Origin of the sequence: Amphritea sp., from assembly GCF_048266285.1 — a bacterium.
Lineage (GTDB): Bacteria > Pseudomonadota > Gammaproteobacteria > Pseudomonadales > Balneatricaceae > Amphritea.
Map to the genome: position 1 here is coordinate 37,480 of NZ_JBLWZV010000019.1, position 14,430 is coordinate 51,909.

10 protein-coding genes are annotated in these 14,430 nt (G+C 46.7%); 6 read left to right on the top strand and 4 right to left on the bottom strand.

The window, feature by feature from the left end:
• Positions 1 to 47: 47 nt before the first annotated feature.
• Entirely contained in the window at positions 48 to 1,706 is a 1,659-nt protein-coding gene (locus ACN0T0_RS16435) for a thiamine pyrophosphate-dependent enzyme (RefSeq protein ID WP_417227815.1), read from the bottom strand.
• A gap of 624 nt (positions 1,707 to 2,330) precedes the next feature.
• On the opposite strand from ACN0T0_RS16435, the gene ACN0T0_RS16440 reads away from it, so the two are divergent.
• From ACN0T0_RS16440 to ACN0T0_RS16460, 5 genes are all read left to right on the top strand, one after another.
• On the top strand, positions 2,331 to 3,905 hold the full coding sequence (locus ACN0T0_RS16440; RefSeq protein WP_417227816.1) for a sulfatase-like hydrolase/transferase: 1,575 nt from the start codon (positions 2,331 to 2,333) through the stop codon (positions 3,903 to 3,905).
• 533 nt (positions 3,906 to 4,438) lie between these two features.
• Complete coding sequence (locus tag ACN0T0_RS16445; RefSeq protein ID WP_417227817.1) at positions 4,439 to 5,413, top strand: DcaP family trimeric outer membrane transporter; 975 nt, start codon at positions 4,439 to 4,441, stop codon at positions 5,411 to 5,413.
• 322 nt (positions 5,414 to 5,735) lie between these two features.
• On the top strand, positions 5,736 to 7,511 hold the full coding sequence (locus ACN0T0_RS16450; RefSeq protein WP_417227818.1) for a SulP family inorganic anion transporter: 1,776 nt from the start codon (positions 5,736 to 5,738) through the stop codon (positions 7,509 to 7,511).
• A 706-nt stretch (positions 7,512 to 8,217) separates the two neighbouring features.
• Positions 8,218 to 8,985, top strand: coding sequence for an SDR family NAD(P)-dependent oxidoreductase (locus ACN0T0_RS16455; protein ID WP_417227819.1), 768 nt, complete (start codon positions 8,218 to 8,220; stop codon positions 8,983 to 8,985).
• Between the two features lie 9 nt (positions 8,986 to 8,994).
• A complete protein-coding gene (locus ACN0T0_RS16460) occupies positions 8,995 to 9,750 on the top strand; it encodes an SDR family NAD(P)-dependent oxidoreductase (protein WP_417227820.1) in 756 nt (251 codons plus the stop codon).
• Positions 9,751 to 9,819: 69 nt separating this feature from the next.
• Here the strand turns inward: ACN0T0_RS16460 and ACN0T0_RS16465 are convergent, their stop codons facing one another.
• From ACN0T0_RS16465 to ACN0T0_RS16475, 3 genes are all read right to left on the bottom strand, one after another.
• Positions 9,820 to 10,761, bottom strand: coding sequence for a LysR substrate-binding domain-containing protein (locus ACN0T0_RS16465; protein ID WP_417227821.1), 942 nt, complete (start codon positions 10,759 to 10,761; stop codon positions 9,820 to 9,822).
• Positions 10,762 to 11,131: 370 nt separating this feature from the next.
• Positions 11,132 to 12,046, bottom strand: coding sequence for a TIGR03571 family LLM class oxidoreductase (locus ACN0T0_RS16470; protein WP_417227822.1), 915 nt, complete (start codon positions 12,044 to 12,046; stop codon positions 11,132 to 11,134).
• Between the two features lie 50 nt (positions 12,047 to 12,096).
• Positions 12,097 to 13,278, bottom strand: coding sequence for an MFS transporter (locus ACN0T0_RS16475; protein WP_417227823.1), 1,182 nt, complete (start codon positions 13,276 to 13,278; stop codon positions 12,097 to 12,099).
• Positions 13,279 to 13,375: 97 nt separating this feature from the next.
• Here ACN0T0_RS16475 and ACN0T0_RS16480 point away from each other — a divergent pair, with 97 nt between their 5' ends.
• Positions 13,376 to 14,257, top strand: a complete 882-nt coding sequence (locus ACN0T0_RS16480; protein WP_417227844.1) for a LysR family transcriptional regulator — start codon at positions 13,376 to 13,378, stop codon at positions 14,255 to 14,257.
• The last annotated feature ends 173 nt before the right edge of the window (positions 14,258 to 14,430 follow it).

The window sequence follows — 14,430 nt, forward strand, 5'->3', positions numbered from 1 at the left end:
TAGTAAAAGTCAAAACTGACGTTTACATCCGCATATCTCGTCTCTATTTATTTATCCTGAATACGTTTATTCATATGGATAAACTCCCAAGGAGAGGTTTCAGCACCTCGCTCAACGACTACCTCAATTAACGCCGGTTTATTTGCATTAATACAACGCTCTAGCACCGGTTTCAGTGTTGCTGGTGAGGTAACCCGATAACCCGCAACGTTAAAACTCTCCGCCATCTTAACAAAATCTGGCGTTTGCAGTTCAGAGCCACAAAGACGACCACCAAAGCCCATTTTCTGATCCCGACGAACATTACCGTAGGCCTGATTATTAAATACGATTGTCACCAAACCTATATTGTTTTCTGCTGCCGTTATCAATTCCTGTACGCCGAACATAAAGCCTCCATCACCACAAATAGACAATACTGCCTTATCCGGATGGGCCACCTTAACCCCAAGAGCTGTTGGAAAACCGTATCCTAGAGTTCCTTGATAACCACCTTCAATAAAGGTTCTAGCACCTAAAATAGGCAAAGCTCCGGTGTAGGCCGTAAAGCCCATCTGCGATAGCTCAGGAATAAACAAACCATCTCTAGGCATAACCTGACGAATAACATTAAAGTAATCCAACTGCGGACTAAGCTTCTGAATGGCATCCCAAGCAACTGCTTTAGCAGTAGCAATCTCATCGATGCGATTGGCATCCGGTGAAACACGATTCGCCAATTTATCCACCAGCAACCGGCAGACTTCAGCCGTATCAGCAACCACACCGACGTCTGGGATAAACACTTCCATTTGATGTGCGTCGATATCGACACGAATTAGCTTAGGGCCACCATCAGGTTTCTGTTTATATTCAAGATAGTTTTGCCAGCGCATATAGGGCATCTCTAGACGTGTGCCTAAGCCAATTAATACATCCACATCGTCCCATAATTCTCGGGCTGCAACCGGCGCAACCCCCAGTGGATGGTCTTCCGGTACAATCCCTCGTCCACTTCTGAAAGCAGACACTGGTGCATTCAATAATTCAGCCAGCGCCATCACTTCTTCAGCCGCATGTTGTGCGCCCGAACCGCACATAATCATTGGTTTTTTAGCTCCGGCCAACAACTCAACAGCAGCATTAACTTCGTCAAGGTTAATAGCCGGATACACTGGAGTCTGATCCGCAGCTTCAATGGCAACATCATAATCCGCCGCCATCGTATCCCAGCACATTTCAACTGTGACCGGCCCAGGCCGCCCACTTCGTGCAGTATGAAAAGCACCATTTACCTGCCGAGAAATAGATTGGTTATGATCGATATGTACGGCATCTTTAATTAATGTTTTCAGCGTGCCAGCTTGATCACTCAACTCATGCAGATGGCCACGGCCCTTACCCAGAAAAGAAGTTGGCACATGACCGGTCAGCCCCACCATAGAGGCGCAGCCGCCCATTGCAGTCACCAGTGCAGCGGTGGTGTTGAGAATCCCAGGTCCCGGCACAACGGAAAACACACCCGTTTTACCCGTAGATTTGGCATACCCCATCGCCATATAGGCAGCACTCTGCTCATGTCGAGGTACAATCAAATTTAGGTTGGCTTTAAAAATCCCGTCATACAGAGGATAGATTTGCGCACCAGGTATACCGAAAACAGTATCAACACCATTCTCGACAACCGACTGAATAATCGCTTCGCCACCCGTCATTCGCTTTGTCATGTCATCTAATCCGTTTGTTATTCTAGCCTGAAGAGTACGCGATAGATTGAGAGTATCTATCGCCAATAATTAGATGTTAAAACAACTAAATAATTTACACAAGTCTAAGTCTTAAGATGACTTTCAAGCAATCTCATATATGGAGCCAAACATAGACAGAGCTACTTCAACAGATGGACTACCATTTACAAACACAGAGACAATCGAGGATAAATGACTAAATACGATCCGAAAAAACAAATAACTAATTGATAAATATATATTAATAGTGAATCGCCACAGCCTACCAAAAGACCTATGCACATTAATATTATGTGGTCAGTTGCTACCGAATCGAAAGTATACGCATTCAAAGCCACTGCTATCTGAATATCAGCATTTACCAGGCCCAATAGTTTTATAGTTGGTAGAACAACTTAAAATAAATATTTTAAGATAACCCCCTCTCAATAGACCGCTCTGCTTAGGTTTAAGCGATAACGGAGCCTCCTTCCGAATCCATCACAGTCACAATCATGCAAAATCCACATTTGATATCCAGATCATAGAGTGATAAAAATAGTTGTCTTAACAATTAAATTAATTGATCATCCCTCCCTGAACAGCTTTTTAGAGAAGACCGAGATGAAAAAAAAACCAAACATACTCTTTATTATGGCTGATCAGCTACGTGCTGATTACCTAGGTTGTAACGGCCACCCCACGATAAAAACACCGAATATCGATAAGTTAGCGCAGCGGGGAATGAATTTCTCCAGAGCCTATAGCCAGGCCCCCGTTTGCGGCCCATCTCGAATGTCTTTCTACACGGGCCGATATGCATTCAGTCATGGGGCAAGCTATAACAATGTGCCATTAAAATTAAGCGAACGTGGATTAGGTGATTATTTAAGACCTGAAGGCTACCGTGTTGCGGTTGTCGGTAAGACCCATATGCGGCGAGATGAAGAGGGAATGTCTCGTCTAGGCGTAGATCCAAATTCTTCACGAGGTGTATTAATCAGTCAGTGTGGCTTTGAACCCTATGAAAGAGATGATGGTCTTCACCCTGATCAGATAGTTAACCCGGAACTAAAATACAATAAATACCTCAGAGAACAGGGTTTCGAAGGCGCAAACCCGTGGCATGAATGGACAAACGCAGCAGAGGGTGCAGACGGCGAGATCCTAAGTGGCTGGTATATGCGTAATAGCCATTTACCTGCCCGTATCCCCGAACAATACTCAGAAACGGCATACACCACCGATCGAGCGATGGCCTTTATTGAAGAAACAGGTGATCAACCTTGGTGCTTACATCTGAGCTACATCAAACCCCATTGGCCTTATATCGCCCCCGCCCCTTACCACAACATGTACAACGTAGATGATGTTATTCCCCCCTGCCGCAGCCAGAATGAGCTCGATAATGTACATCCGGTCATAGAAGCCTTTATGCACCATGAAGAATCCGTCGAGTTTTCAAAAGAGGAGGTTCGCAACAACGTCATTCCGACCTATATGGGCCTGATTACGCAAGTAGACGATCATATTGGACGAATGGTTGCCTTCCTAGAAGACAAAGGAGAACTCGATAACACCATCATCGTGCTCACCTCTGACCACGGTGATTATCTTGGCGACCACTGGCTCGGAGAAAAAGAACTTTTTCATGAAGCCAGTGCACGGATTCCACTGATTATTGCCGATCCCTCTCGTAATGCCGATTCCACTCGTGGAACCATCTCCAATGATCTTGTGGAATCAATCGACCTTGTACCTACATTTTTAGATTTTGCCGGCGCACCAAGCTACGATCATATTTTGGAAGGACGCTCGCTACTCGACCACTTACATAACAAGCCTATCGATTCATGGCGTTCCTTTGTCTTCAGTGAGGCTGATTATGCATGGCGTGCAGCGCGTCTTGAGCTTGATATGAAAGCTGATGAAACCCGCGCATTGATGGTCAGAAATGAGCGCTGGAAATACATACATTATGAACACTTCCGGCCACAACTGTTTGATATGCTCAATGATCCACAGGAGCTATCTGACCTAGGCAGTTGCGATGAGCATGCAAACGTTAGAGAACTAATGGAAACCGCACTCAATTCTTGGTTACGACACCTAAAAATGCGTACCACTATCAGTAACCAGACAGTTGAACAACGCACTAATAAATACCGAAACAAAGGGATGTTGTTTGGCGTTTGGTAGGTGTATGGACACCAACCCCTAATTTTTACCCCCTCATATAAAAAGCTAAAGACGACCCGATAACCAACACACCTTTTGATGACAAACAACGCGACAACAGCCTCGTTGTTTGTCATTACCTCTAAAAAGCCAGTTATAACCACACAAAAAAACAGATTGTTAAAACAACTATTTTTCAAGAAGTATCAAAAAAAACACAACAGATAATATAAATCTAAAGCAATTAAATAAATTTAATATATATAACAACAACTTAAAAGAACAATGCAATACTCTAAAACATATAAAGCCTTCTTTGTATTGTGAAAATCGCTAGAAAAAATGAATGAAAACTGATCAACAAGCTTAACAAGTTAATTTTATTTGTTGACCAGACATCTATTAAGTGCATAATTGTTGCTTAGACAACTTAGATCATCGATATCCATTAGGACCCCTTCAACCTGAAATGGCATACCGATTGTGACGTACTGAAACATCAAATTGTCAGTCAAGCGGTCTAGTTCAACTACAAAAACAACAAAGGTTTAGTCATGATGAATGTAAAAACACTCACTAAAGCCAGCATACTCATCGGTGCTACAGCACTCTCTTCTACCGCCTTCGCTGGATTATCAGGAAAAATTAATGATACTGAATGGAAAGTTGGTGGCTTTGTAGAGCTAGAAACAACGGTTCAGGACACAAAAGGTGCTGGAAGTGTCTCTGATATGACCGCCAGACGGACCCGAGTTGATCTGAGAACTTCAACCGATACCCCAGAGGGCAAAGCCACGGGGCGTCTCGAGTTTGATTTCGCGGGCAAAACAAAAGATAAAGATTTAGTCCCCCGTATTCGTCATGCAGTTATAAACTGGAATGGCTGGACCTTTGGTCAAACACTGAGTACCTTCAGTAATTTTGAGGCGTACCACAAGTCAGTAGATGATGCGATGCCCGCGCCACTAGTGCCGAGTACTGGGTACATTCACTCGTCAAACCCTCTCGAACGTAATCCACAAATAGCCTACGGACAAAAGTTTGGCGAAGGCTTTAGCTATAAAATTGCTGTTGAGAAAGCAGATAAGCCCTTAAGAACTGAATCATCGACGGATTTCTTTTATGCTGGCCGCTTAGCCTATAACAACAAAGGTCCCTTTGCCGCGTCTATCGCGCTCGCATCTTATAAAGATACCAGCGACGAAAACCAATGGCGTGCCGCTCTCGGTGCCCGTTATCAATTAGGCAAGGTCAGCTTTCGCTTAGGGCATAACTATGATGATGGCGTTGACGGTACAGTAACCTCTGGCTCTGTCCGCTATAACTTTGATAAAAACAACTGGGTTAGCGCAATCCATGAACATGCGGAAATCGACGGCCCCATCGGCACTGGCGAAGGAGACCGTAGCTACCTCAACTATTATCGCCAGTTAACCAAGACTGTACAGGTTGGCTTTGAATATATGGACTTTAATGGCAGCACAACCGAATATGATACTTACCGTGTTGATATTAAAAAAACTTTCTAATGATTAAGGTCTTCAATAAAAGGGGGCCGTTGACAACGCGCCCCCTTTTCCCTTATTGCATACACTAACCTCTCTTTTTGATGAGTACTAAAAGCAAACATTAAACGGTATTAATAGTGGCCTGCGAATATGAGTCTCACGTGATCATTCCAGTTACTTTACTGCTGTACTAACCAGGTCAGACATCCTGTTTTTTTGGCCATAGCAGCCATTTAATATCGTTTTTCATGATGGCAAGGCTTTCGTATGATGTCTGCCTCAGCTTAGGTACACACCAACAGCCCGTCCGACCAACCCAAAAAATGATAAGCCGATAGCAAGTATGAGCCATAAAACTGTGACTTCTGATCGTTCTAAACGCCCTGCATATCGCACTGTGCAAAACTGGATGCCGTTTCTCGTCTGGGGACGTCGTATCAACCGTGAGTCACTCATCGCAGACCTTCTCGCTGGGCTTACCGGTGCCATTATGGTGTTACCTCAGAGTGTCGCCTATGCCATGATTGCCGGCTTACCGCCAGAGTTCGGACTGTACACCGCTATCATTGTGCCCATTATTACCGGCTTATTTGGTTCATCTCGACATATGATTTCGGGACCTGCCGCCGCTATTTCTATCGTTGTGCTCAGCGTGGTCAACAATATTGTGCCTCAAGGCACCGATGCTTATATACCCGCAGTGCTGACTCTCACCTTACTTGCTGGTCTCTTTCAATTTGGCTTTGGCCTCGCCCGGATGGGCACGTTGGTCAATTTTATCTCTCATACCGTGGTGATTGGTTTTACCGCCGGTGCCGCGATTCTTATCGCCTCTAGTCAGTTTAAGCATATTCTCGGGCTGGCTGTCCCTTCGGGTATGCCTTTTTACGCGGACTGGGACTTTATATTTGATCATCTGTCATCTTTTAATGGTTATTCACTCAGTATCGCTCTGGTCACCATTCTCAGTACCCTATTGATCAAGAAAATCAGTAAGAAAATCCCCGCCATGCTGTTCGGTATGATTATAGGCAGCCTGTGTTGTTGGCTCTTAAAAGGCGAAACCCAAGGGGTGCCGATGGTGGGAGAATTATCCGGCCAACTGCCGACTTTTTTCCTGCCTGACTTATCCGCCAACACCCTCAGTGCTTTACTACCCGGCGCTTTAGCGATCGCCATTCTAGGGCTGGTCGAAGCCGTTGCCATTGCACGGGCTATTGCGATTCATTCAGGACAGCGTATCGACGGCAATCAAGAATTTATCGGTCAAGGCTTAGCCAATACGGTTGGCAGTTTTTTTACCTGTTTTGTCAGCTCGGGCTCATTCACCCGCAGTGGCGTGAATTATGATGCAGGGGCCAAAACACCGTTAGCGGGGATGTTTGCCGCACTTATTTTAGTATTAATCCTACTTTTCGCACCGCATATCACCCGCTATTTGCCCTTACCAGCAATGGCTGGCGCAATACTGCTGATCGCTTGGAATTTAATTGATATTCAACATATTCGGCAGATTCTTCACAGCAATAAACAGGAAGCATCGATTCTACTGGTAACCTTTGGCTCGACGCTCATCGTCGCCTTAGAGTTTTCAATCTATCTCGGCGTACTAATCTCACTGATATTCTATTTGAAACGTACCTCTACCCCTACCATCATGGAGGTCGCCCCAAAATCGATTTCACAGGGAACGGATCTACGCAGCGTCCAACGTTTTCAGTTACCGGAATGCCCGCAACTTAAAATCATCCGGATTGATGGTTCTATCTTTTTTGGCGCAGTGGATCATATCCAAAAGAATATGCAGCGCTTTAGTGAAGAGAATCATGGTCAAAATCATATTCTGATTAACTGCAGCGGCATCAACTTTATCGATTTCGCCGGAGCGGAGATGCTACTAAAAGAAGCTAAGCTGCTTCAGAAAAAAGGTTTCAGCCTTAGTTTCTGTGCCCTTAAAAACACCGTAAAAGACGAACTAGCCGCATTGAACTTCCTTGATAAATTGGGGGAAGAGAACTTTTATGCAACCGTTGATGATGCGCTAGCCGGCCTTACACCCCGCTTTAACTCCGATATCTGTAGCCAATGCCGCCACAAAGTATTTAAGCAATGTCCTTAAGTATCCGCTTATTAATCAAGAACCGCCTTAATTGAGGCTTGTCGTTTGCAGAAGAATATCTGCTCTGTAAGGTAAAGGCATCCGGCCCTAATAGCTACACTCAAAATGTAATTGTCAGAAATGAAGTAATCCTGCTCTTGCTCTCCCCCCGTAGCTATTCGAGAACGGCTCACTTAGCCAGATTAATGTCATTAGAAGCCGCAACAAATCCAACCTGCATAAATTTTTAGAATACAAAAGCAAAGTTAATAATATTTTAACAATACAGGCGATTCTCATAATCTAAAACTGCAGGGTGAGAGGCTCTTAAATTTATATTTTTGAAATCGTGTTAAACGCTCCCTCAATTCCTCTTATTACTGCAGCAAGAGTCAGTGGCGTAACAAACGGATTGATAGATTGAATTATCTCGATGAAATAATCCAAATAATCACATCCTAAGCCGCTCAAATTGAGCCAAACGAGCAGATAGTGGCGATTATGCGGCCGGACGGCTTTGATTATCGATATCGCTCAATAAGCAGGACTTAATAACAGTATCCCTAGTCGAATTTGTGTGACAGTTCTAGCCCCTGAACCACGGGTAGCCTTTACTTAACTAGAAATTACCTGAAAGCTCACTAAAGATCGTTTGTCCCCTGTATCTCCGTTATTGCATCATCGGCTGTATCAAACCTGAGCACTGCGATTAACGAGGATAAAAATAATGCGATTCAAAAATCAGATTACTGTGATCACTGGAGGTGCCGGTGGCGTTGGCCGCACTCTGGTAAAGCTGTTTGCCAGCGAAGGGGCGCGCGTCATGATTGCCGATATGGACGAAGCCATTTGTCGCGAAGTTGCAGAAGAGGCTCGTAATACAGGTGCTGACGTTGCCTTTTATGCCGGTGACCTGCGGGATAAGAACTACTGCGCTCAACTGATCGAAGCCACTGTAGAGACTTTTGGCGGTGTGGATATTTTACTTAACAATGCCGGTATCATTCCACGGGGCACTATAGAGGAAACTACTGATGATATGTGGTCTCTGGCGATAGACGTCAACCTCAACGCAGTCTTCTACCTGTGCCGCGCGGCTATCCCCCATATGAAAAAGCGCGGCGGCGGGGCCATCGTTAATACCTCTTCCGTCTGGGGCACCCATCCAGGTCCTGCCCACGTTGCCTATTGCACTAGTAAAGGCGCAGTCGCAGCACTGACCAAAAATCTGGGCCGTGATTGTGCACCACTGCAAATCCGGGTAAACGCGGTCTGCCCCCACGAAATCAATACACCGATGATTCGTAGCGGCTTTGAACGCCGCGGCCTTGATCCTGATAAGGCAGTAGAAGAACTGAATAAGACGGTACCTTTAGGTCGTATTGCCGAGCCAGAAGATATCGCCGATGTGATCGCATTTTTAGCGTCAGACCAGTCCCGTTATATCGCCGGTGAAACCATTGAAGTAACCGGAGCAAAACCAGTATCCGGTTGAGGATTTAGAATGAATTTACAAAATAAACTCGCCATCGTCACAGGCGGTGGCCGAGGTATCGGTCGTGGCATTACTGAAAGACTACTGGCCGCAGGCGCCAGAATACTGATCGCACAGCGCCAAGCGCTGGATGTTGAATTGAGCAGTCGTGAAAATGTTTTTTTTATACAGTCTGATCTGATGGAAAAAGACGCACCTTATCAGATCGCTGCCACAGCTGCTGAGTTAGGTGGCGCCGATATTCTGGTAAATAACGCCGGTTTTATGTTCGAGCAACACATCGAGGATATGGATGAAGCAAACTGGGACCGGATGATGATCGTCAATATGCGGGCACCGGTATTCCTTGCCAAGGCAGTACTGGAACAGATGCGAGCCAAAGGTGCTGCCAGCATCATCAATATCGGCTCTATCGAAGGCATTGGTGCTAATCCTTACCATGCCGCCTACTGTGGCTCAAAAGCTGGCGTTCATGGCTTCACCCGCGCTCTGGCAGTGGATCTGGGTAAGGACGGGATTCGTTGTAATACTATCGCTCCAGGTTGGATCAACTCCGACCTAAGCAATGACTACATCAATGCTCAGGATAACCCACAGCAAGCCCGACAGGATCTACATGCTATGCATCCGATCGGACGCACCGGTGAACCGTCAGATATCGGTAATATGGTGGCGTTTCTGGCGTCTGCTGAGGCAGGTTTTGTAACCGGACAAACCTTCGTCGTTGATGGCGGCAGGACGGCTAAGTTACCGTTGCCTTTCTAATTTCCAGTCATAAACAACCGGTAATAAGCATTACCGGTTGTTTTATGGAAAGAAGTCCAGACTAACCTTTTAGATAAGTTCTTCAGTTCTGAAAATTGCGGTTTGTTCCAGCAGCCAGCGACGTAATAACTTTATCTCTGGCTTATCCACCAGGTCATTCCGACAGACAAAATAATGTTTTCGACTTGGTGCCGAATAGCTTTCTCTCACTGGGCGAATCAGCTGCCCTTCATCTAATAGATTCTGCACCAAATGACACCAACCAAGACCGACACCCACATCCTGTAATACTGCATCAAGCAGCATTGGAAAATGGCTGAAAGACATCTCAGCGGTTACCGCTTTAGCGCCCAAGCCTTGTTGATCTAACCAGAATGGCCAGTCCACCGCAGACCACCATTTTGCGTTCCAGAACTTAGCATCCAACTCAAGCAGTGGTTGTTGCATCAACCCCTCTAGGGTGCAGGCAGCTGGATTGGCTTCAATAAACGCCGGCGTACAGACAGGAAAAACCTTCTCTGAAAAAAGAAAGTCAGACTGATAACCCGCATTATCCTCCAACCCAAGGGTAATACCGGCATCAAATTTATCCGCCATTGCTGGGCTTTCTTCTACGCTGATCAGGTGCAGGTGAATCTCTGGATGCGCCCTGCGCAACTGGCTAAGTCGCGGTACAAGCCACAATCGCGAGAAAGAACTGGTAGCATACAGATTAAGATGATTCAGGCTAGAATCAGACTGAATTTCCCGGGCTGTAGTGGCGATATCGACCAGTGATCGGTTCACCGTGTGAAACAGTTGACGCCCCTGTTCTGTCAGATCGACCCGGCGATGACTGCGCAGAAACAGGTTAACCCCCAACCGCTCTTCCAACTGTCTGATCTGCCGACTCACGGCTGCCTGAGTAACACATAATTCACCCGCTGCTTGTTTGAAGCTACAATGACGAGCCGCCGCTTCAAAGGTTCGCAACGCCGTCAGTGATGGTAAATTTGTCAATTCATGTTGCATAATTCATCCAGTGTAAGACCCTGTAAGGCATCCCCAACATATCAACATTCTATCCCGGCGGGTACTGACAAGTTAACGTCATCACCCAAACCCGAATCAAGCGAGAAGCCTTAAGCAGTGGCTTCTCTCCATTCATTAAACTCACCTTCCCTGAAGTTCCGATAGTTCGATATTGAAATCACCCCTCTACCAAAATTGAAAAGGTTATAACACAGCATAAGCACTTAAAAATCTCTGCGCCTGACCTATTGATTTAAATCGCCGCATACCACGTTCTCTTACCCTAACGGTGACGTTTGTACTTGGACAGGGGTGCATTCGCCTCTAGATTATCTCGTAGTTCGAGTTAACCGGTCAGCACCGTTCTATTTTAAGTATGAAACAGCGGCAATACTGATTTACCGATCTGTTCAAAGGTTTCCTCCAGCGGTCGCTGGTTGCGACGGAAATGTAATCCAATATGATCCACCCCCGCTGCTTTCATGGATTCCAGTTCTTGAATCAACCCTTTCACACCGGTACTGACACCAAAACGATGGCGTCTAATCGGTGCGTCCGGGTTATCCACAAGATCAAGATGAATAAAGCTGATATAAGGTTTGTCTCCGGCAACGTCGCGCCATAACCCAACGCGTTTAACATGGTCCTCTGGGGCGCCCGGATAGGCCAACCAGCCCTGCATGTTATCCCCAACCCAAGCGGGATTTTGCTGAGCTAAACCGGCAACCAGTAAAGGAGGCTGCGGTGCATCCGGTAATACCTGCATACCACTGGCCAATTTGTTGTCCTGTTCCCCGCGCAGAATCTCTACAGCCTGGCGGAAGCTTTCACCCCGACTATGAAAATCAACGCCGAAAACCGGATATTCACTAGGACGGTCACCACTGGCAACCCCCAACAACAAACGCTGATTACTTAACGTTTGTACCGTTGCGGCGGCCTTACGCACCAGCCATGGATTACGCAATGGCAGTACCACAGCCGCCGTTCCCAGTAGAATATTTTGGGTATGGGACGCTAAATAACCCAGATAAGTAAAGGTTTCGAATATTTGTGCAGCATCACCAAAATCAGGGTCATACAAGGGTACATCACGCACCCAAGCCGCGCGGAATCCAAGATCATCAGCCTGTTTAATCAACTCCGCATGGTGTTGCATATCCGGAACACCAAAGGGACGTCCAACGCGCTTTCGATTAGCATCGCCGCTTGTTGACCAGTCATTATCTAGAGGCAGTTCCACTCCGATGGAAAAGCCGCCCTTAGTCAGTTTTTCAATATTCATTTAAACAACTCCCGAGCGAAGCTAGGCTTCGCCCTTGTACTCTCATATCTTCAGATGGTCTTGGTCTGCAGCTGGTCACGCTTGTCGAGAAAACCGGACAATCGAGTAAGCACGAGTGCCAATGCAACGATCAGCGCTCCAATCCAAGCGGTATCCATCAGTGTCATTCTTTCGATAACAACCCCTCCGAGGATTGAACCCAATGCAATACCGACATTGAACGCTGCGATATTCAGCCCCGAGGCCACATCAACTGCCTGCGGTGTGTACTTCTCTGCCAACTGAACTACATACACTTGCAAGCCAGGTACATTGCCGAAGGCAAAGGCCCCCCAGATTAAAATGGTGATAACCGCAGCAATTTGATTTCCGGCGGTAAAGGTAAACGCTAACAGTACAAGTGCTAGTGCAGTAAAGATTATATGTAATGCCTTGATCGGCCCCATACGATCCGCCATACGACCACCCCAAATATTACCAACGGCAACCGATACACCGTAGACCAGCATGATTAGGCCTATAGCACCCGATTCAAAGCCAGACACCTGTTCCAAAATCGGAGCAAGAAAAGTGAAAACGGTAAAAGTGCCACCGTAACCAACCGCAGTCATGGCATAGACCAGCAGCAGGCGCGGTTGAGTCAATACGCTTAGCTGCTGGGCAATACGTGCTGGTGGTGCCTGCTTGAGATTCTTTGGCACAAGCAATGCACTACCGATCAGCGCAATTAACCCCAGAGCAGCCACAACCATAAAGGTCGCACGCCAGCCGAAGTTCTGACCAATCCAGGTCCCCAAAGGCACACCCGTGACCAGCGCGACAGTCAAGCCAGTAAACATGATAGCGATAGCACTGGCCTCTTTTTCACGTGGTACCAAACTAGTTGCGATGGTTGATCCAATTGAGAAAAACACCCCATGGGCCAAGCCGGTCAAGATACGCGCAGTAATCAGTGAGCTGTAGGTAGGCGCCATCCAAGCCAGCAAGTTACCGACTACGAACAATGACATGACCGCCAACAACACACTTTTACGCTGCCAACGCCCAGTCAAAGCGGTGAGGACAGGTGCCCCAATAGCAACGCCCAATGCATAAAGACTAACTAGCAGTCCCGCAGAAGGCAGGGAAACGCCCAGATCTTGGGCGATAGTAGGTACCAGACCAACAATCACGAACTCGGTGGTACCGATTGCAAATGCGCTGAGTGTCAGCGCAAAAAGAGCAATAGGCATTTAAATCTCCTTGTATGTTTTAGTTGCTGCGGAGTATGCCTACTGCTATCTTTTACAGAAACAGCATTAGTAGCAAAATACCTTTGCATATATGACAATAATATCCCGTACTGAAGATCTTGAGATTCTGCTAACCGTGATTGATAGCGGCAGCTTTTCAGCCGCCGCACGCATCCTAGATATTCAAGTTGCCAAGGTGTCGCGCGCTGTCAGCCGACTAGAAAAGGATTTAGACTGCACGTTGCTGAATCGCACCACCCGCAAGCTGGAACTCACCGAAGAAGGCCGTATTTTTACCGAGCAGATCAGAAACGGACTACATCAGCTAGCAGAAGCGGAAGAAAAGATCAGAACTTTAAAAGGTATACCGGCAGGTCGGCTCAGAGTGGACGCAGCGACTCCCTTTATCCTGCACCAGTTGGTTCCACTGGTACCGGGTTTTTGTGAGAGCTATCCAAAGATTGAATTAGAACTCGTTACCAATGAAAACATCATTGATCTGATTGAGCGCAAGACGGATCTGGCCATTCGCATTGGCACCCTGCAGGATTCAAACTTGCATGCCCGCTTTCTCGGACGCAGCCCTCTGCATATCGTCGCTTCGCCTTCATATCTTGCTCAACAAGGCACACCGGAAACCCCCGAAGCGTTAGAGCAGCATCAGATCATTGGCTTTGCCGATGCGCCCCATCTGAATCGCTGGCCCCTGACCCGTCATGTTGCATTGTCCACAACCCTAAGCAGTAGCAGCGGTGAAACCATTCGCCAACTTTGCTTGGCCGGACAAGGGTTGGCACTGCTATCTGAGTTTATGATTTGTGAAGACTTAGCCAACGGACAGCTGGTTAAAGTGCTAGATAACCATATCACCAGCCCAAATAACCGCGAGTTGGTACATGCGGTCTACTACCGTAACACCACCCTTTCCAGCCGCATTACTGCTTTTCTGGACTATATCCACCCTCGAATGCAGTTGTAAGGCAGTGAAACCAAGCAGGCTTGCCTCGCAGAGATAGAATCACTGGCTCTTTGAACATAGGAAAGCCCTCCACCAGCTTGATTGCTGAAGGTTAAGTCATCTACCCCCTCGCGAAGCAGTTTGTTTTACATCAACACCGTGTACACATGTATGATGTAGATATACATCGACAG

What these genes read in the sequence shown, in the direction of transcription:
- ACN0T0_RS16435 (WP_417227815.1), bottom strand. Translation starts at nt 1,706, where the DNA reads ATGACAAAGCGAATGACGGGTGGCGAAGCGATTATTCAGTCGGTTGTC.
- ACN0T0_RS16440 (WP_417227816.1), top strand. Translation starts at nt 2,331, where the DNA reads ATGAAAAAAAAACCAAACATACTCTTTATTATGGCTGATCAGCTACGT.
- ACN0T0_RS16445 (WP_417227817.1), top strand. Translation starts at nt 4,439, where the DNA reads ATGATGAATGTAAAAACACTCACTAAAGCCAGCATACTCATCGGTGCT.
- ACN0T0_RS16450 (WP_417227818.1), top strand. Translation starts at nt 5,736, where the DNA reads ATGAGCCATAAAACTGTGACTTCTGATCGTTCTAAACGCCCTGCATAT.
- ACN0T0_RS16455 (WP_417227819.1), top strand. Translation starts at nt 8,218, where the DNA reads ATGCGATTCAAAAATCAGATTACTGTGATCACTGGAGGTGCCGGTGGC.
- ACN0T0_RS16460 (WP_417227820.1), top strand. Translation starts at nt 8,995, where the DNA reads ATGAATTTACAAAATAAACTCGCCATCGTCACAGGCGGTGGCCGAGGT.
- ACN0T0_RS16465 (WP_417227821.1), bottom strand. Translation starts at nt 10,761, where the DNA reads ATGCAACATGAATTGACAAATTTACCATCACTGACGGCGTTGCGAACC.
- ACN0T0_RS16470 (WP_417227822.1), bottom strand. Translation starts at nt 12,046, where the DNA reads ATGAATATTGAAAAACTGACTAAGGGCGGCTTTTCCATCGGAGTGGAA.
- ACN0T0_RS16475 (WP_417227823.1), bottom strand. Translation starts at nt 13,278, where the DNA reads ATGCCTATTGCTCTTTTTGCGCTGACACTCAGCGCATTTGCAATCGGT.